This is a genomic window from Aeromonas sp. 62-46 (genome assembly GCF_001898585.1).
Lineage (GTDB): Bacteria > Pseudomonadota > Gammaproteobacteria > Enterobacterales > Aeromonadaceae > Aeromonas > Aeromonas caviae.
In genome coordinates this window covers 1-17,887 of the sequence record NZ_MKUI01000002.1, presented here as the reverse complement: position 1 = coordinate 17,887, position 17,887 = coordinate 1, and the positions used below count along the sequence as shown (strand labels likewise).

General features: G+C 63.8%; 14 protein-coding genes. 2 read left to right on the top strand and 12 right to left on the bottom strand.

What is annotated here, in order from left to right:
• Positions 1 to 91: 91 nt before the first annotated feature.
• Positions 92 to 1,204, bottom strand: a complete 1,113-nt coding sequence (locus BGO64_RS00090) for a glycosyltransferase family 9 protein (protein WP_286699930.1) — start codon at positions 1,202 to 1,204, stop codon at positions 92 to 94.
• A 176-nt stretch (positions 1,205 to 1,380) separates the two neighbouring features.
• Here BGO64_RS00090 and BGO64_RS00085 point away from each other — a divergent pair, with 176 nt between their 5' ends.
• Positions 1,381 to 2,505: an HPP family protein gene (locus BGO64_RS00085; protein WP_286699929.1), complete on the top strand. Its 1,125-nt coding sequence runs from the start codon at positions 1,381 to 1,383 to the stop codon at positions 2,503 to 2,505.
• A gap of 76 nt (positions 2,506 to 2,581) precedes the next feature.
• Here BGO64_RS00085 and BGO64_RS00080 read toward each other — a convergent pair whose 3' ends face one another.
• The 11 genes from BGO64_RS00080 to nrfA all read right to left on the bottom strand — a co-directional run bounded on the left by BGO64_RS00080 (position 2,582) and on the right by nrfA (position 14,806).
• Positions 2,582 to 3,835, bottom strand: a complete 1,254-nt coding sequence (locus tag BGO64_RS00080; protein ID WP_286699928.1) for a D-amino acid dehydrogenase — start codon at positions 3,833 to 3,835, stop codon at positions 2,582 to 2,584.
• 153 nt (positions 3,836 to 3,988) lie between these two features.
• The gene (locus tag BGO64_RS00075) at positions 3,989 to 5,509 is read right to left on the bottom strand and encodes a cryptochrome/photolyase family protein (RefSeq protein ID WP_286699927.1); all 1,521 of its coding nucleotides are present in this window, start codon (positions 5,507 to 5,509) and stop codon (positions 3,989 to 3,991) included.
• Positions 5,509 to 5,649: a DUF2256 domain-containing protein gene (locus BGO64_RS00070; RefSeq protein WP_080944260.1), complete on the bottom strand. Its 141-nt coding sequence runs from the start codon at positions 5,647 to 5,649 to the stop codon at positions 5,509 to 5,511. Before BGO64_RS00070 ends, BGO64_RS00075 begins: the two co-directional genes overlap by 1 nt.
• Positions 5,650 to 5,810: 161 nt before the next feature.
• Positions 5,811 to 6,731, bottom strand: coding sequence for a serine hydrolase (locus tag BGO64_RS00065; protein ID WP_286699926.1), 921 nt, complete (start codon positions 6,729 to 6,731; stop codon positions 5,811 to 5,813).
• Between the two features lie 350 nt (positions 6,732 to 7,081).
• A complete protein-coding gene (gene nrfF / locus BGO64_RS00060; protein ID WP_286699925.1) occupies positions 7,082 to 8,272 on the bottom strand; it encodes a heme lyase NrfEFG subunit NrfF in 1,191 nt (396 codons plus the stop codon).
• Complete coding sequence (locus tag BGO64_RS00055) at positions 8,269 to 8,868, bottom strand: DsbE family thiol:disulfide interchange protein (protein ID WP_286699924.1); 600 nt, start codon at positions 8,866 to 8,868, stop codon at positions 8,269 to 8,271. The genes nrfF and BGO64_RS00055 overlap by 4 nt, the downstream gene beginning before the upstream one ends.
• The gene (gene nrfE / locus BGO64_RS00050) at positions 8,865 to 10,826 is read right to left on the bottom strand and encodes a heme lyase NrfEFG subunit NrfE (protein WP_286699936.1); all 1,962 of its coding nucleotides are present in this window, start codon (positions 10,824 to 10,826) and stop codon (positions 8,865 to 8,867) included. Before nrfE ends, BGO64_RS00055 begins: the two co-directional genes overlap by 4 nt.
• A 162-nt stretch (positions 10,827 to 10,988) precedes the next feature.
• Positions 10,989 to 11,942 carry a cytochrome c nitrite reductase subunit NrfD gene (nrfD, locus tag BGO64_RS00045; RefSeq protein ID WP_286699923.1) on the bottom strand — a complete coding sequence of 318 codons (954 nt, stop codon included), beginning with the start codon at positions 11,940 to 11,942 and terminating at the stop codon, positions 10,989 to 10,991.
• 87 nt (positions 11,943 to 12,029) lie between these two features.
• On the bottom strand, positions 12,030 to 12,722 hold the full coding sequence (gene nrfC / locus BGO64_RS00040) for a cytochrome c nitrite reductase Fe-S protein (RefSeq protein WP_266136476.1): 693 nt from the start codon (positions 12,720 to 12,722) through the stop codon (positions 12,030 to 12,032).
• A complete protein-coding gene (gene nrfB / locus BGO64_RS00035; protein ID WP_286699922.1) occupies positions 12,719 to 13,312 on the bottom strand; it encodes a cytochrome c nitrite reductase pentaheme subunit in 594 nt (197 codons plus the stop codon). The genes nrfC and nrfB overlap by 4 nt, the downstream gene beginning before the upstream one ends.
• 51 nt (positions 13,313 to 13,363) lie before the next feature.
• Entirely contained in the window at positions 13,364 to 14,806 is a 1,443-nt protein-coding gene (gene nrfA, locus BGO64_RS00030) for an ammonia-forming nitrite reductase cytochrome c552 subunit (protein WP_286699921.1), read from the bottom strand.
• Between the two features lie 738 nt (positions 14,807 to 15,544).
• On the opposite strand from nrfA, the gene BGO64_RS00025 reads away from it, so the two are divergent.
• On the top strand, positions 15,545 to 17,887 hold a 2,343-nt coding region (locus tag BGO64_RS00025), incomplete at its 3' end, for a retention module-containing protein (protein WP_286699920.1).

Here is a 17,887-nt window from a genome sequence, read left to right as displayed (position 1 = left end):
CTTCCATTCACCCGGACGAGCGCCCGGTGAGTGTCACCATGACGAGAGAGGGAAGGCGACAGCCTTCCCTCTTTTTTTGCATGGCCGCTCCCTAGAGGGGGATCAGGGCGGGCCGGGGGGCGGGCAGGTAGCGGGTGGGGGAAACCGACATCGTCACCGGGTGAGGGGCGCTTGTGAGCGCCTCGGCCAGCCACTGGTGGTCGAGGGGAATGGCATTGCGATCCTCGATCACCAGATTGAGGTGCTGGGCGCCCAGGCACCCGTAGCGGGCGGGGTCGGTCTGGGTAAAGAGGCCAAGACAGGGCACACCGCTGGCGGCAGCCAGGTGCAGGGGACCGGTGTCGGCGCTGACGAAGAGGGAGAGGCCGCCCGTGAAGCGGGCCAGCTCCCCCATGTTGCCAAGGGAAACGTGCACGTCCCCGAGCAGGTGCTCGGGGGCGGCGGGATCCGCGAGCTGGACCAGCAGGGCATCCGGGCTGTGACGGCGCAGATCCCCAAGCAACCGCTGCCACTGGGGCAGGGAGAGCCCCTTGCCCTTGCGGGCGCCGGTGAAAAAGCCGATCAGGGGACGGCCAGGATGGGCTCGTCGCAGCGCACTCAAGGTCGGGCTTGGCCCCTGCAACAGGCTGCCAAGGGGGATGGGTTCGGCCGGATTGCCCGGTATGCCGAGCAGTTGCAGGGGCTGGTGGGCGTAGTGGCACTCACTGTCCGCAGCCTGCGGACGCGGGAAGATGAGATCCCCATGACCATCGTCGAAGCCGCATTTCTCACGGGCCTGTACCCAGGCGGCGATGAAGTGATCCGTACTGGAGGCGAAGGGGACGTAGACCCTGTCGTAGTGCTGGCGGCGCAGACGCGAGAGTGCCGAGAGGGCGCCCGGCAGGTGTCTGCCCTGCAACCGGATCTGATGAATGTGCCGCAGGGGCAGATCGGCCAGGAAGGGGAGCAGGGTGGTGGGGCTGCACACCAGCTCCAGCTCGGCGTGGGGATGGGCGCGATGAAGCTGGTGCAGGAAGGGCAGCAGGAAGAGGTTGTTGCCGATGCGGTTGGTGCTGCGAATGACCAGGATCCGGCGGGGGGCCTGCGAAGAGGGCGGCAATGCGCTGCGACTGGCAAGCCAGCCGAGCAGGGTTCGCTCCAGTCCCGCCGTCCAGACCCGGCGTTGGCCGTCGAAGCGGCGCAGGGCATCGTTGAGGTGAGTCATACCGTTGGGCTCCAGTGTTGGGATGGCGTAAAGGGTGCCAGCGGACTCTTAAGACAATGTTAAGAAGGGAAAAAGCGTGCGGATGATGGCCATGGCGGAGCGGGTGCTGGTGCGGGACGGGGGAAAGTGGCTAGAATTGCGCATTTGAAATAAATGTTATCGCCAGCGGGAGCACCATGCAGTTCAGGGATTTTTTGCCGGTATCGACCAATACCAGCGTCAAAGAGAGTTGTTACGGCGCCCTTGGCGCCTTCGTCGGCTTGTTCGGCACCGCCTTGCTGTGCCGCTGGGGGCTGGGGCTCGAGGTGCACTGGCTCATCGCCCCCATGGGGGCCTCCGCCGTGCTGCTGTTTGCCGCCCCGGCCAGCCCCCTGGCCCAGCCCTGGTCCATCCTTGTGGGCAACGGGGTATCGGCCCTGATGGGGGTATTGAGTGCGAGCCTGTTGCCGGACATGGCTATCGCTTCGGCCCTGGCGGTGATGCTGGCCATCGCCGCCATGTTCCTCACCCGCAGCCTGCACCCGCCCGGCGGCGCCGTGGCCCTGACCGCCGTCATCGGCGGCGAGGGGATCCGGGCGCTCGGGGTCGGCTACGTGCTGCTGCCGGTGCTGCTCAACTCCCTGTTGCTGCTGAGTCTGGGGCTCCTCTACAACCGCGCTCTGGGGCGTCGTTATCCCCATGGCGGCAAGGCGGCGCCCAATCGCCACCAGACGGCGGATCCCCAGCCGAGTGCCCGACTCGCCACCCAGGACATCGACTTTGCCCTGCAAAAACACGGGGAACTGCTGGACATCAGCCGCCAGGATCTGCAGGAGCTGCTGCAGGAGGCCCAGTTGCACGCCCTGCGGGGGCGAGTGGGGACGGTGCGTTGCCAGGATGTGATGTCGCGGGATCTCGTCGTGACGACGCCACAGGCGCTCGCCATGGAAGCGTGGCATCTGCTCTCCCACCACCAGATCAAGGCGCTGCCGGTGGTGGATGAGGGGGAGAGGCTGGTCGGCATCATCACCCTGCACGACCTGATGATCGACCGGGCGGGTCACCAGCCGAGGGCGAAGGAGACCCTTGAGCACCTGCAGGTGGCGGATCTGATGACCCGGGAGGTGCAGACGGCGCGGCGCTACCAGCCTCTCTACGATCTGGTGGAGGCCTTCTCCGACGGGGGGCTGCACCACATGCCGGTGGTGGAGGGGGAGCAGCTGGTGGGCATCATCACTCAGTCCGACATGGTGGCGGCGCTCTTCACCCTGGCCCTGAAACCCGGACTGACGAGCGAGGAGGCGACCCCGGTGTCGTCGTAGCCAGGGGGGCAAGAAAAAAGAGGGCGTGCCAGGCACGCCCTCTTTTTTCGCAGACTTGCACAGACGGTGCCAACGCCTAGCCGTAGCGGGCCAGGGTGAGCCCTTCGTCGCTGATATCCGGGGTATTGCCCGAGATGAGATCGCTGAGCAACTGGCCCGATCCTGCCGCCATGGTCCAGCCCAGGGTACCGTGGCCGGTATTGAGCCAGAGCCCGGGGATGGGGCTTGGGCCCACCAGGGGCGTGCCGTCCGGCGTCATGGGGCGCAGCCCGGTCCAGAAGGTGGCCTGCTCCAGATCCCCCCCCTGGGGGAAGAGATCCCTCACCACCATGGCCAGGGTATCGTGGCGTCTGGGGTTGAGCGCCAGGTTGAAGCCCGAGAGTTCGGCCATGCCGCCCACCCGGATCCGTTCGTCGAAGCGGGTGATGGCGACCTTGTAGGTCTCGTCCAGCACAGTGCTGCGCGGCGCGCCCTCGGCATCCGTCATCGGCAGGGTGAGGGAGTACCCCTTGACCGGGTAGACGGGGAGCTCAATTCCGAGGGGGCGCAGGAAGCCGGTGCCATAACTGCCGAGGGCACAGACGATGGCGTCGGCCTGGAAGCGCTGCTCGCCGGCACGGACCGCCACGGCGCGTCCCTTCGCGATCTCGACCTCGTCGATGGCGCAGTTGAAGACGAAGCTCACCCCGAGCTTGCGGGCCTCGTCCGCCAGGGCCTGGGTGAAGCGGAAACAGTCACCGGTTTCATCTCCCGGCAGGCGCAGGCCCCCCACCACCTTGCCACGCACCCTTGCCAGGGCGGGCTCGACCTCCTCGCAGCCGTCGGCATTCAGAGACTGATAGGGGACGCCGTACTCCTCGAGCACGGCGATATCGCGCTGGCTGGCATCGAGCTGGGCCTGACTGCGAAACAGTTGCAGGGTGCCGAGCTGGCGCCCTTCGTAGTCGAGCGCCAGCTCGCCCCGCAACTGCTTCATGCAGTCGCGGCTGTATTCGGCCAGCCGTACCATGCGCCCCTTGTTGACCGCATAGGCCGCCGGCGTGCAGTTGGCGAACATCTTCAGCATCCAGCGCAGCTGGAAGGGGTCCGAGGTGGGCCGCACCGTGAAGGGGGCGTGCTTTTGCAGCAGCCATTTGGCGGCCTTGAGGGGAATGCCGGGGGCAGCCCAGGGGGAAGCATAACCCGGGGAGATCTGACCCGCGTTGGCATGGCTGGTTTCAAGGGCCACCCCGTCACGCCGCTCCAGCAGGGTCACTTTGTGACCGGCCTTGGCCAGATACCAGGCGCTGGTCACACCGACCACGCCACCACCGAGTACCACTATGTCCATCTTGTCTCTCCTTGACTGGGGCCTCCACCTTAATCAGCCGCCACAGGATATTCAACTGGTGTCGATGTCATTGGTGGTTATCGCTATTCACATTTTGTTAACTGGCTCTCAATGTTGTCATTTGCTCACTTTCTGGCATGAAATCCGGTCGATTCAGAGCCGCTCCAGGTGGAGCAGATGATGCTCTGCCGTCGTCAGGATGGCTTGCTGCTGTTCTGTGGTTTGGCCATCCCAGTTGGCATAAGGCAGGGCGAGGCGAGGGTTATTGCCAAGTTTGTCTCGGTTGCGCCAGATAAAGTGCCAATAGAGGCTGTTGAAGGGGCAGCTGTCCGGCCCGCTGCGTGCCTTCACCTGATAGTGACACCCCTTGCAGTAGTGGCCCATCCGCTCGAGATAGGCGCCGCTGCTGGCGTAGGGCTTGCTGCCCATCAGGCCGCCATCGGCAAACTGGCTCATGCCGCGGGTGTTGGGCAGCTCCACCCACTCGATGGCGTCCACATAGATGCCCAGATACCAGGTATCCACCTCGTCAGGGTGGATCCCCGCCAGCAGGGCGAAGTTGCCGGTCACCATCAGCCGCTGGATATGGTGGGCGTAGCCGTGCTCCAGAGACTGTCGAATGGCGTGACGCACGCAGGCCATGCTGGTTTCTCCATTCCAGAAAAAACCGGGCAGGGGTCGCTCGGCCCCGAGAAAGTTGGTGCGCCGATACTCGGGCATCTTTTCCCAGTAGAGGGCGCGGACAAACTCGCGCCAGCCGAGGATCTGGCGGATGAACCCCTCCACCTGCGCCAGGGAAATGGTGGCCTGATTGGCCTGCCAGTGAGCTTGCGCTGCGCGGATCACCTCGAGGGGATGGAGCATCTTGCTGTTCATGGAAAACGACAAGCGGCTGTGGAACAGGCTCCAGCCCCGCTCGCTCAGGGCGTCCTGATAGCGGCCGAAGTGGGGCAGGCAGTGTGCAAGGAAGTGTTCAAGCAGTGCGCGGCTCTGGCGCCGGGTGACGGGCCAGGGCAGGGCGTCGGCATCGGCACTGCCAATGGTGGCGACGCCGTGGCGGGTCAGCATGGCATCGATGTCGCTCACCTCGTTGGCAAAGGTGAGGGGCGCCGGGATGGGTTGGCTCGCCGGCAATTTGGCGCGATTCTCGGCATCGAAGTTCCAGCGCCCCCCAAGGGGTTGGCCGCGCTCATCGAGCAACACCCGGTACTGCTTTCGCAGGGCGCGGTAGAAGAACTCCATCCGGCTGTGAGGGTAGCGTCGCCAGCCATCGCGGGGGGTGAGAAAATGTTCGCTGTCCACCTCAGCGGTCGGGATGGCAAGGCCTGAGGCCCACTGGGTCAGCTGGCTTGCAAGGCGCCACTCGTCCGGGCTCTGCCAGGCGAAGCGATCGGCCTGATGCGCTTCTAGCTGGGCCGCCAGCAAGCTCGGCAAATCGGGCCAGGGGGCGCTCTCATCGAGAGTCAGGTAGCAGACCCGGTGGCCCGCCTTGGTGAGGGCGGCGGCGAAGGCGCGCATGGCGGCAAAGAAGGCGAGCACCTTCTGGCGATGGTGGCGGCAGTAGTCCGTCTCCTGGCGCAGCTCCGCCATCAGGTAGCAGACAGCGGGATCCTGCGTGTGAAACCAGCTGTGACCTGCGTTCAGTTGATCCCCGAGAATGAGGCGCAGCTCCATCAGGGGTGCTCCTTCCGACGACGGCAGCGTTCGCTGCAATAGCGCACTTCCTGCCAGCAGCGGGCCCACTTGCGCCGCCAGGCAAAAGGACGTTGGCAGACGGGACAGATCTTCTCGGGTAGATGGGGTTTGAGGTGCATGTGGCGGCCCTGTTGATGCCCTTGGTTTCTCTCTGCCTCCTTAACGAAGCACCATACGGTCGGGATCACCGGGGGAGCAGAAAGAGGCAATAGGGGGTGATTGCCACTCATGAAAAAGGCCCCCGCACCTGCCGGTTCGGGGGCCCTTGTTCTCGTAGCCGTTACTGGCTGCTGAAGAGCCTGGGCTGGGGAGTGGACTGCGCCGTCAGGGTCATGCGGCCCGAGGTTTCCAGCCAGCTCTTGATCTTTTTGGCATCGGCGACCCGTTCATCCGTGGTGTTGGCGTGAAGCAGCACCATGACCACGGGCTCGTTGTTGACCCGGGTTCCCATCACCAGGCAGCGCCCCGCCTCGCGGATATAACCGGTCTTGGAGACCAGAATGGGCCAGCTTCCTTCCCGTACCAGGCGGTTGGAGTTGAGGTAGTGCAGCTGGCGCTTGCCGTTGCGTACCAGACGCTGCTCGGAGGCGGTGTACTGGCGGATCAGCGGGTAGGTGGATGCGGCAGCAGCCAGTTTGGCGAGATCGTGTGCGGTGGAGACGTTGCGGGGGTTGAGCCCGGTGCTGTCGGCGAAATGAGTGCTCCACATGCCGAGCATGCGGGCCTTGGCGTTCATTGCCTCGATAAAGGCTTTGCGGCCACCCGGGTAGTGCCGTCCCAAGGCGGAGGCTGCGCGGTTTTCAGAGGACATCAGGGCGATGTGCAGCATGTCGGCGCGACTCAGACGCGAGCCCACCGCGAGGCGCGACCCGGTGCCCTTGAGTCTGTCCACGTCATCCATGGTGACGGTGAGGGTCTCGTTGAGGCGCTGATTGCCATCCAGTACCACCAGCGCTGTCATCAGCTTGGTGATGGAGGCGATGGACATCACCCGGTTGGCGTTGCGCTCTGCCAGTGTCTCGCCGGTTTTCGGGTTGACGACCACGTAGGCATCGGATCTCAGCGGCAGGTTGCTGCGGGGTTCGAGCAGGCTGTTGGTGGAAGAAGAGGTCGCAGAAAACGGGTTGGCATGGGCGCTTTCCATGCTGGCGGGAAGGAGGAAGGCGCCGAGCAGCAAGAGAAGAAAAGGACGAAGGTTCATGATTTGACTCTACTACGACTCACAGGGACATTTGGCTAAGTTATATGACGGTAATTGACGCTTCACAACGTCTGGTGGCCGGATATTTCCATTTTATGGGCCAGCGCACCTTGAAATCCCCCGCATCGGGGCTATTAGGCCCGATAAAGGGAGTCATAGAGGCCTGTCAGGCCATGCCAGACACGCCACCACGGGGGCGCACTATATGCTGGCGAGGGGCGGGATGACGACTCTTTTTGCACCTTTCGGCGCCTTGGGATGATGAAGGGGTCGTTAATGGCGACCATGGCGATAAAAACGGCGCCCGGCAGGGAAGATGGCCCGCTGCATTATCGCCGTTTTGCCCCGCTTCATCCTCCCATCATCCTTGCGGTCTGAATGGCCTGGATCAGTGCGGCCCGATTGATGCGGGGGCGTTCCTCGTCCAGCAACTGCTGCCAGAGGGCGATGGCCTGGGAGTAGCGGCCGTGCAGGAAGTGATCGGAGGCGAGCAGCATCAGGGCGCTCACCTCGCCCTTGTCCTGCTTGAGCGCACTATCGAGTAGGCTCAGCGCCTCCGGGGTGAGCTGCTGGCCCGCCTGGTAGTAGCGCACGGTAGCCTGTGCGGCCTGGGTCGCGGCGCTGGCACCCCCTTCTTGCAGGGCGAGGCGCTGGTAGGCGAGCAAGGCGTTGTCGTACTCGTCCCGATAGAGATAGAGCTGACCGAGCGCCGCCCAGCCGTCGAGATCGGCAGGGTTGGCTTGCAGGCGCTGGTGCAGGGCGCCGAGCTCCTTGTCCTGCAGATCCCGCGGGCTCAATCCCGCCAGCGGATCGGGGCGCGATTGATAAGCCTGCCACGCCTGATAGCGGCCGGTGCCGGCATAAATGCTGGCCATCAGCGCCAGCAGCAGGGTCCCAAGCAGTATCCAGGAGCGCAGCCAGAGCTGCGGACGGGCGGTGCTATCTCTTACCAGCCGCTCGCGCAGGGCCTGCTCGGCGGTTGGGGTGGCGTTGGCGAGGTGGGCCAGCTCCAGCTCCCGGTAGAGGCGGCTGTGGGGGGCAAGCCCCGCCTGCTGCTCGGCCATGATCAGCCGGTTCAGCTCGGCCCTGGGGTCGTGAGCGAGCGCCCCCTCGGCTCTGTCGCCGATAAGCGGCACCCGCGCCGGTTGCCGGCGATGCAGGCTCCTGCGCAGGCGATGGAGCGCCAGCAACAGCAAGAGGGCGGGGCCGCCCCACAGCAGCGCCGTGCTGCGCTTGAAGGGGGGATCGTAGCGCACGAAATCGCCGAAGCGCTCCGTCATGCGGGCGATCACCTGCTCATCAGACTGTCCCTCGTACACCCAGCGGTAGACCTCGAGCCGCAGATCCCGGGCGATGGGGGAGTTGGACTCCACCAGGTTCTGGTTCTGACACTGGGGGCAGCGTAGGGCGCGGGCCAGCTCCTGAGCGCGGGTCTGCTGCTCGGGGTGGCGAAACTCATAGGTGTCGACCCCGCTGGCAAGGGCCCCGAGGCTCAAGGCCAGCAAGAGTGGTGCGATCAGGGCGTAGCAGAGACGGCTCATGGCTTGCTCTCCTGCACTTGTCTCTCTACTTCTCTCTCCGCTTCTCTTTCCACTTCGGGCTGGCTAGCGGTGTTGCTGCGGGCCTTTGCCAGCAGGGGGGCAAACTGGCGTTGCCAGACCTCCCGGGTGAGCAGGCCGGTATGGCGGGTCAGCAGGGTGCCGTCGCCGGCGAAGAGATAGGTCTCCGGCGTGCCGTAGACGCCGAGCTCCAGCGCCAGTTTCCCTTCAGGGTCGGCCAGCACGGCGCGATAGGGGTTGCCCGCCTCGGTGAGCCAGGCGCGGGCGGCATCCCCCTTGTCCCGGTAGTTGAGGCCATAGAGGGGTACGGCGCTGGCCAGCTCACCCAGCAGCGGATGCTCGGCGCGGCAGTTGGGGCACCAGCTGGCCCAGACGTTGAGCACGAAGGGCTCCCCCTTGAGCGCCGCGGTGTGGATGGGGGCGCCGCCAAACAGATCGTCACTCTGCCAGGCGGGCAGAGTGCGCCCTGCGACGGCCTCATCCTGGCTGTAGGGGTTGTTGCCAAGACCGAGCCAGAGCAGGGCACCGAGCCCCAGACTGAGCATGAGTGGCACGAACAGGCGCAGACGGGCGTTCATAAGGACTCCTGTTCAAACCGAGGGTAGGGGGCGGTAGCTGGCGCAGGATGGTTAGCCAGCAGCGGCCGGCGGGCGAGCAGACGCAGGGCGCCGCCCGTCATCATCAACAGGCCACCGAACCAGATCCAGCGCACCAGCGGCTTGTAGTGCAGTCGCATGGCATAGGCGCCTGGCCCCATCTTTTCGCCAAGCACCACGTAGAGATCGCCGAGCATTCCCCATTTGATCCCGGGTTCGTTCATGTTCATGGTGCGCACGCTGTAGTGGCGCCGCTCTGGGGTGAGCCTAGCTACCTCCTGGCCCTCCCGGTGCACACTCAAGGTGATGCGCTCGGCGGTGTAGTTGGGGCCGATAATGGGCTCGCTCCCCTCATAGCGAAACTCGAAGGCGCCGAGTTGACAGGGCTGGCCTGCGGCGAGCACCGCGCCCCCCTCCTGACTGTGGTGACTCACCTGTGCGATGCCGAGGGCGCACACCGCCACCCCGAGGTGGGCCAGCAGGCTGCCAAGCCGATTGAGGGTGAGTTCGCGCAGGGCGATCGGTTGCAAGAGCGGGAGCAGCAGGCTGGCCATCAGCCAGAGGCTCAGCACGTTGGCCGCAAGCCCCAGCCAGCTTGCCCGCAGCGGTTCGGGATAGGCGAGGCTCAGCAAGGTGCCCCCCAGCAGGCCGAACAGGCATGGGAGCAGCACCGTGATGCGGCGCTGGGCTGCCAGATGCTGCCAGCGCAGGCGAGGCAGCTGGGTCATCAGCGCCATCAGGCAGAGGGCCAGCGGCACGAAGATGGTATTGAAATAGGGGGCGCCCACCGAGAGCGAGCCCAGATGGAGCGACTGGAACACCATGGGGTAGAAGGTGCCGAGCAGCACGCTGGCGCAGGCCACGCAAAGCAGCAGGATGGCGGCGCCGAGCAGCCCCTCTTTTGACAGCAAGCCAAAGCGGGCATAGGGAGCGCGAATGTCCGCCCGCAGGGCAAACAGGGTGAGGGCGCAGGTCAATAGCAAACCGAGCAGCAACAAGAGGGTGAGGCCGCGGCTGGGGTCCACCGCAAAGGCGTGTACCGAGGTGAGCACCCCGGAGCGCACCACGAAGGTACCGAGCAGGCTCAGTGAAAAGGTAAAGATGGAGAGCAGCAACACGGCGTGGCCGTAAGCGCCGCGCTTCTCGCACACCACCAGGGCGTGCAGCAGGGCGGTGCCGAGCAGCCAGGGCAAGAGGGAGGCATTTTCCACCGGATCCCAGAACCACCAGCCGCCCCAGCCGAGCTCGTAATAGGCCCACCAGGAGCCCAGCACGATGCCGGCGGTGAGAAACACCCAGGAGCCGAGCGCCCAGGGGCGGCTCCAGTGGGCCACGGCGCCATCGAGTCTGCCCGAGTGCAGCGCCGCCATGGCGAAGGCGAAGTTGACCGCAAAACCGACATAACCGAGATAGAGCAGGGGCGGGTGGATGATGAGGCCGATATCCTGCAGCATGGGGTTGAGATCGCGCCCCTCCAGCGGCCCCGGGAACTGGCGATCAAACGGGCTGGAGAAGATCAGGGTATAGAGGCCGAACAGCCCGACGATCAGCCCCATGATGGCCAGTACCCGGGTTGTGATCAGCGGATCGACCCGCCTGGAGCAAAGAGCTACTAAAGCGCCCCACAGCCCCAGCGCAAAGACAAAGAACAGCATGGAGCCCTCGTGGCCGCCCCACACGGCCGCCAGCTTGAAGCCAAGGGGCAGGGCGCTGTTGGCGTGCTGGGCCACATAGACCAGGGTGAAGTCATCTTGGCCAAAACAGCTGGCGAGCAGCAGCAGGGCGGCCCCGAGCAGGAGCGCGACCAGGAGGGCCAGCGGTGATGCGCAGCCCAGCAGCGGCCGTGAGGCGAGCCGCAATCCCAGCCAGGGCAGCAGCCCTTGCAGCAGGGCGAGCCCGGTCGCCAGCAACAGTGAGAGATAGCCGAGCTCCGCCAGCACACAACCTCCAGTCAATCATTCGCCTATGTTATGCCGCAGCGTCTGCACCGTACCGGCGCTGGGGGATAACATCCACATTTCTGGCAACAATCAATCGCAACAACTCATCGCAACAAATAAGCGCCAGTCACCCGAGGGTGGCTGGCGCTGGTGATCATACCTTTAAACTACCGTCATCTGGCCGGCGTAGAGCACGAAGTAGCGCAGCAGCAGGATCCCCACCAGGGTCAGGCTGCAGACCAGCACCAGATAGCCGTTTTTGGCCCGCAGCGGCGCGGGGGCCAGCAGGGCCAGCAACTGTGGCAGCAGCATGCCGATGCCCACAACCCCGAGCCAGAACACTTGAGCCCAGAAGCCGCTGCCGATGGCGGCCCACATGGCTGCCTCCTTCTGGCCGCCACCGAAGTAGAGGCCGGTAAAGAAGCAGACCAGCAGCAACACCTCCACCGCCAGCACCGGCCGCTCGAAGCGGTGGACAAAGCTCACCCCCTGGCTGTGATGGTTCTCCTTGAACAGGGTGACCGCCAGCAAGATGGTGGAAGCGATGCCGGAGCTGACGCCGGAGATGAGGAACAGCACCGGCAGCACCGGGTTGTTCAACAGCGGATAGGTCTTGAGCGCCGACAGCAGAAAGCCGGTGTAGGCCCCCAACAGCACGGCAAGCAGCAGCAAGAGTGGCGCCAGTAGCCGCTCGATGCGGGCAAGCCAAGCGATGAGATTATCCACAAAGGCGAACTTCTCTTGCAGCAGGTGACGGCGCAAGGTCTCGATCTCGGTCCGAAACACCACCGCCAGCCAGGCGAACAGCACCGCCATGTAGACCTGAAACAGCATGACCCCCATGGACATCACGGAGTCGAACTGGTAGTGGAACATCAGCTTCCAGAAGGTCCAGGGGCGGGCAAGGTGGAAGATGAGGATCAGTAACCCCAGCACCACGCTCAACGGCGCCAGAATGGCTGTCGCCTTGATGATGCCGCTCTCGCTGCCGGCCCCCTTGCGGCGCAGCAGCACCGAGAGGGTGGTGGCCCCGGCGGAGATGCCGAGCAGAAAGAGATAGATGGCGATGGGCCAGTCCCACACCAGCGAGGAGAAGTGAAATGCGTCATGCAACATGATCCATTCCTCCTTCTGTTACTGCGGTAGATGGCGATCGGACAAATCCCCAGACAAGGGAGGGGAAGTGAAACGCCTCTTGCATGGTCATGACTTTATCTCCCCTTTGGGCACACGGTACATCTTGGGCGAGGTGCCGAGTGCCTGCTTGTAGCGATAGGTGGTCTCCTTCACCAGCCGTTTGGCGATAGGGCTGTCCGGGTCATCCAGATTGCCGAACACCAGCGCCTTGGTGGGGCAGGATTCCACGCAGGCCGGCTCCTTGCCCGCCGCCAGGTTGGTCTTGCGGCAAAAGTCGCACTTATCGGCAACCTTGGTCACAGGGTTGATAAAGCGCACCTGATAGGGGCAGGCAGCCAGACAGTACATGCAGCCGACGCAGAGATCCGGGTTGACGTCGACGATGCCATCCTCCTTGCGGATATGGGAGGCACCGGTCGGGCAGACGTGTACGCAGGGAGCGTTGTCGCAGTGTTGGCAGGACTTGCGAAAGAAGTGGTACTCGGCATCAGGGAAGGTGCCGATGGGGCCGGAGCGGATGATCTCGAGGCGCGAGACCCCCTCTGGCACCTGGTTCACCTCCCGGCAGGCATCCATGCAGGCGGTACAGCCGATGCAGGCCGTCTCGTCGTGGATCATGCCGTAGCGGATCCCGTCGATGGTCTGGCTGTGGGCGAGGGTGGTGGCAAGGGAGCGGGTGCTGGCACGAGCAGCCCCCGTCATCATGATGAGGGCCCCCGCACTCATCCCCGCCATAAAGTGACGGCGAGAGCAGCTCATTGTGCCTCCTTGCCCGAGGTGGTGTTCGCCTTGGCCGCCTTGACGGCCTCATGCTGCTTGCTGTGGCAGTCGACGCAGAGCTTGATGCGGGACTTCTCCGGAATCGCCACCATGGGCTCCTTGGCCGGGTGCAGCTGGTGGCAGCTGGTGCAGGTGAGCTTGGTGGCGTGCACGTCGTGGGCCCAGAGCGCCTCGCGCAGCACTTTGGGCTCGTGACAGCTCATGCAGACCCCGTTCTGCTCGGCGATGGGGTAGCTCTCGGTACTCTGTTTGTCCTTGAAGCTGTCGCTAAAGCGCATCACATCCTTGACCCCTTCCCGGTGCTGGGGGGAGGGTTGACCGTGGCAGTTGGTGCAGGTGACCGGCGCCAGGTTGTTGGGGTTGGTTGCCTGGCCATGCTTGCCGTGCATGCCTTCGACCTGCTCCTTGTGGCAGTCGGTGCAGGCCTTGTCGGCCCTGCGCAGAAATTCCACTTCATGTGTAGTCGGTGCCGGGGCGGTTGCCGCATCGGCCGCCTGGCCCTGCAGGCTGGTGAGCAGCATGGCTGCCATCAGCATCAGTCGTAAGAAATCCATTGTTAAATCACCCATAGGAAGCCTCCATCCGGCTGCGGGCCCGACACTGCAGGCCCGCATGCCTCGTCATTGTGCGAGCCGTCCGGCCGCTTTGGCCTCGGCATCCCAGGCGGGGACAGTGGTCTTGAGGAACTGGGCCTTGTCGCTGTTCATCTGCTGCATGTCCATGCCAAGAGCGGCCTGGGCCTTCTCCTTGCTGGAGATGTCAGGAATGGCGATCTCGTGGCTGATCCCCTTGGCGGCCAGCAGGCGTGCCAGCTTGGTGCGGGCGTCGGCGGCCTTGTCCAGGGCGGTTCCCAGCATGCGCAGCGCCACTTCCGGGGCGTGCATCTGCACCCCGTGGGAGGCGATGGAGAAGTCCCAGCGCCATTGGGCGTGACGGATGTCCTGCAGAATGTCCTTCATCTCGGCCTCGGTGGCGCCGGCATCCCAGGCGGCCTTGGCTTCAAAGTGGGCGTGCACCAGCTGCTTCTCGACTTTGAGCTTGATCTCGGTGACGGCATCCTTGCGCTGCTTGACCACCCCTTGCAGCATCTCTTTGCTCTGGGTGTGGCAGTTGCGGCAGGTCTGATCGAAGCGATCGAAGGGGTTGCCTACCTTGTGATCCGTGTAGACCTTGCCCTGTTCGTTTTGCACCTTGGGCATGTGGCAGTCGACGCAGGCGACGTTGTTCTGGCCGTGAATGCCGGCGCGCCAGGTCTCGTACTCGGGGTGCTGGGCTTTGAGCATGGGGGTTTTGGAGAGGGCATGGGTCCAGTCGGCAAAGCCGATTTCATCGTAATACTGCTCCATCTGCTCCACTGTGGTGCCCTTGTCCCAGGGGAATTTCACCGCCTTGGTGGTGCCGCTGAAGTAGTACTCCACGTGGCACTGGCCGCACACCTGAGACTGCTGATCGAAGCGCCCCTGCTCCTTGAACGGCTTGCCGATGGCGGTCATGGCCCGGTCGGCATAGGGACGGGAGAGGTGCAGGGCGGGCTTGCCCTCCTTGAACTCTTTCGAGGCGGTGTCGTGGCAGTCGGCGCAGCCGATGGTGTTGACGATTTCCGGTCCGCCTTTTGCCCACATCCCCTTGAAGTAGCCATCCTCACCCTTCTCGTCGATGACGCGGGCCACGTCCGGGCCTTTGCAGCTCCAGCAGGCCATGGGCAGCGGACCGTCTTCGGCGGTCTTGGGGGCGCCGGTACGCAGGGTTTCCCGCACGTCGGTCAGCGCATAGAAGTGGCCGCGCGGCTTGTTGTAATCCTTGGAGAAGGGGTAGCCGGCCCAGAGCACCACCATCTGCGGATCTTCCGCCAGGGCATCGGTGCGCTCGCGGCTCTCGCTGGTGCCTTTCCAGCTGGTGAACTGATCGGCGTGATCCTTGGCGAACAGCTCGCTGCGCGCCTCGATCTTGCCCTTGGGGGCACTGTCGTCTGCCTGTGCCAGACTGCCTGCACCCAGCAGGACGGTCAGCAGCAGGGCCGCCAGCCCTGGTCGAAATAGCTTGTCATATGAACCCACGGTCATCACTCCCAGATAAAAAGTCCATGTCGGGCCTGACCGTTCCATCTTGGTGTGGACATCTGTGCTCATCATCGACGGGCATGGCAGGCCGATCCATTGTTATGGCTGCATATAAATCGGTGTTTATGCAATTGCTCGGGGGAATAATACCAAATGGGTAAAATGGATAATCATTTATCCCCGTGGGAGTTGCGCTAGATCAATTGAGGGGATGGAGGGATGCCAAAAGTGCGATCCAGGTGGAATTATTGAACCTCATCCGAGGGTTATTTCCACCCGTTCTCTTTTGATGAAAATAGGTAAAAACGATGTTCATCATGCTGGTGAGGGGGGAAGGGCGAGAGGCGGCGGAGAGATACACCGCCTGAAGAGAGAGAATGAACTGCTGATGTTGAATTTAAATTCAATATTAAGCTTGCGAAGGGGTGAGGGGGAGGCTTCGGTTTTCCATCACCATGGTCCCTGTCAAGGGACTTTGTGACAGAAGCTGTCGTAGAAATGGGTGCCAAGAGAGCCATCTGTTTTTATGAAAGGGAAAATAAGGGCTTTATTCCAGCATATTCGCGGCCTGATAGCGTCTTATTGAATTTAATAGGACGGTTGGCGGCATTTACTTTCGATATTTTCGAAAATGACGAAGGGTTATAGGGGGTGATTGACGGTAAAATAGCCGCCTGTCACGGAGACTTTCCCTTTACGCTTCATGTGCTGGGAAGTCTGTGTTTACCCGTTGGAGGATATATGGCCGAGCTGCGAATCGATAAACCGACTCTTATTGCCAAGGTGGAGGGCGCCGTGTTTGTGATGGATGCGGACGGCTCTTTGCGCCGTGCCACCCCTGGCATGCAACTGGAGCCCGGGATGCGCCTGCTCACCGAATCCGACGGACAGGTGGAGCTGGCGGAGGCTGGCAGCGAACGCCCCGAGCCCACCCAGCCCGAGGCGGCACTGCCCGCCGGTGCCGATGCCGAGCTGGCGAGCCTCCAGGAGGCGATCCGCCAGGGGGCAGACCCGACCAAATTGTTTGAAGAGACGGCGGCCGGTAACGCGGCGGCCGCTACGGTTGGCGGTGTGGCCGGCTCCAGCGCCGGCGGTTTCGTGGTGGTGGATCGTATCAATGATGCGACCCTGGCCGAGGCGGGATTTGACACCGGCCATGAGGCGCGCCAGCCGGGCGACGAGTTGCTCTATGCCGAAGATCAGGATCTGCTGGCAGCCATCACCATCACAGAACCCCAGACCGACGACAACATCATCAATGCCGACGAGGCGACCGGCGTCATCATTCGCGGCTTTGTCGAGGACGTGGAAGTCGGCCAGACCGTCACCGTCACCCTGATAGACCAAGATGGCAATCGCCTGACCACCACCACAGTGGTGCTGCCCGGCTTCGTCTGGGAGGCAAACTTCGGCGACGTCACCGGCAAGCTGGTGGACGGCCCCCTGACCATCCAGGCCGATACCCAAGATGCAGCCGGCAACCGGGCCAGCGACACCGGCCAGACCCTGCTCGACACCATCACCACCATTACCCTGGATTTGGCGGACGAGAGCGACACCGGCACCAGCCAGACCGATGATCTGACCCGCGACACCACACCACTTCTGCAAGGGAAGGGGGAGCCTGGCGCTACCGTTACCCTGACCCTGGAAGGCAAGGTGATGGCCGTGCTCACCGTGGATGGCAACGGCAACTGGCAATATCAGATCCCCGAGACCCTGGCCGATGGTCCCCATGATTTTCGCGTCGATGCGGTGGACATCGCGGGCAACCGGGCCAGTGACACCCTGACGGTGACGGTGGATACCCGTGCCGCCATCGACATCGACGATCTCGATACCGACAGCATTCTCGGCCATGACAAGGTCACCCTGAGCGGCAGTACCACGGACGTGGAGGCGGGGCAGCGGGTGACCATCACCCTGGTTGGCCAGAATGGCCAGACCCTCTTCAGCGGCAGTGCCCTGGTGGGCAGTGACGGCCGCTGGCAACTGGGAGGCCTGGATCTCTCCAGCATCCAGGGCCCCTACGAGGTACGCGCCGAGGTGACGGATCTGGCGGGCAACCGGGTGATCGACGGGGCTCCTCTCATCGGTCAGAGCGATACCCTGACCCTCTCCGAGGCGGATCTCGCCAAGGGGCCGGTGAGTGCCGCCGGATCCCTGCACACCGGAGCCGGGCTTGATGGCAACCTGCAGGTGAGTTTTGCCGCCGATCAAGGTGCCCTCAATCAGCTTGGCTTGACCAGCCACGGGACGGCGCTCGCCTACCAGGTCAGCGGCCAGACTCTCACCGCCAGCGCAGGGGGCGTGACCGTCTTCACCCTGACCCTGGCCAACGACGGCAGCTATCGCATCGTCTGGAACCAGAGCCTGGATCACGGCCAGGATAGCCTGAGCCTGCCCTTTGCCCTGGAGTACCGCGACAGCGACGGGGATCTTGTGAGCGCCAATCTCACCGTCAACCTGGTGGACAGCACACCGCCGGACTTCACCATCGCCCCCATCAGCCTCACGGAGGATGATTTCACCAATCCGGCGGCGGTGGTGGGACAGAGCCAGTTCGTGGTGGGCCATCAGTCCGATCCCTTGGTGGCAACAAGTGCCGTCTTCGCGGATCAGAGTGCAACCCTGGCCCGTCTCAACGGCAGCGGCATCAGCAGCGACGGCCACGCCTTGACCTTCGAATTCACCGGTGATCGCCTGCTGACGGGTTATTACCTGGATGGCAATGGCAAGCGGGTCGAGGTGCTGAAGGCCGAGCTGACCGCCAGCCAACATGGCAGTGATATCGACGGCAATGTCACCGTCTCCCTCAATGGGCCTCTGGACCATCAGGGCAGCGACCAGCTCTCCCTCGGGCTCACCGTTTCCGCCAAGGAGATCGACGGCGACGAGACCCGCGCCGACCTGGTTGTCTCCATCAGCGACGGTGTGGATCCCCGCCTTGGCATCGACAGCGGGGTCACCTTGCAGGAAGGGGCCTCAGGCCAGACCCTGGATGGCCAGTTGCCGGTGAGCGTGGGCAGCGATCGCCTGGTGTCGCTCAACTTCGAGGCGAGCCAGCCCGGCCTGAATGGCCTC

Coding starts and splice junctions, on each gene's coding strand:
- BGO64_RS00085 (WP_286699929.1), top strand. CDS start 1,381: ATGCAGTTCAGGGATTTTTTGCCGGTATCGACCAATACCAGCGTCAAA.
- nrfC (WP_266136476.1), bottom strand. CDS start 12,722: ATGAGCTGCTCTCGCCGTCACTTTATGGCGGGGATGAGTGCGGGGGCC.
- BGO64_RS00075 (WP_286699927.1), bottom strand. CDS start 5,509: ATGGAGCTGCGCCTCATTCTCGGGGATCAACTGAACGCAGGTCACAGC.
- BGO64_RS00090 (WP_286699930.1), bottom strand. CDS start 1,204: ATGACTCACCTCAACGATGCCCTGCGCCGCTTCGACGGCCAACGCCGG.
- BGO64_RS00080 (WP_286699928.1), bottom strand. CDS start 3,835: ATGGACATAGTGGTACTCGGTGGTGGCGTGGTCGGTGTGACCAGCGCC.
- BGO64_RS00055 (WP_286699924.1), bottom strand. CDS start 8,868: ATGAACGCCCGTCTGCGCCTGTTCGTGCCACTCATGCTCAGTCTGGGG.
- nrfB (WP_286699922.1), bottom strand. CDS start 13,312: ATGGGTGATTTAACAATGGATTTCTTACGACTGATGCTGATGGCAGCC.
- nrfF (WP_286699925.1), bottom strand. CDS start 8,272: ATGAGCCGTCTCTGCTACGCCCTGATCGCACCACTCTTGCTGGCCTTG.
- nrfD (WP_286699923.1), bottom strand. CDS start 11,942: ATGTTGCATGACGCATTTCACTTCTCCTCGCTGGTGTGGGACTGGCCC.
- BGO64_RS00065 (WP_286699926.1), bottom strand. CDS start 6,731: ATGAACCTTCGTCCTTTTCTTCTCTTGCTGCTCGGCGCCTTCCTCCTT.
- nrfA (WP_286699921.1), bottom strand. CDS start 14,806: ATGACCGTGGGTTCATATGACAAGCTATTTCGACCAGGGCTGGCGGCC.
- BGO64_RS00070 (WP_080944260.1), bottom strand. CDS start 5,649: ATGCACCTCAAACCCCATCTACCCGAGAAGATCTGTCCCGTCTGCCAA.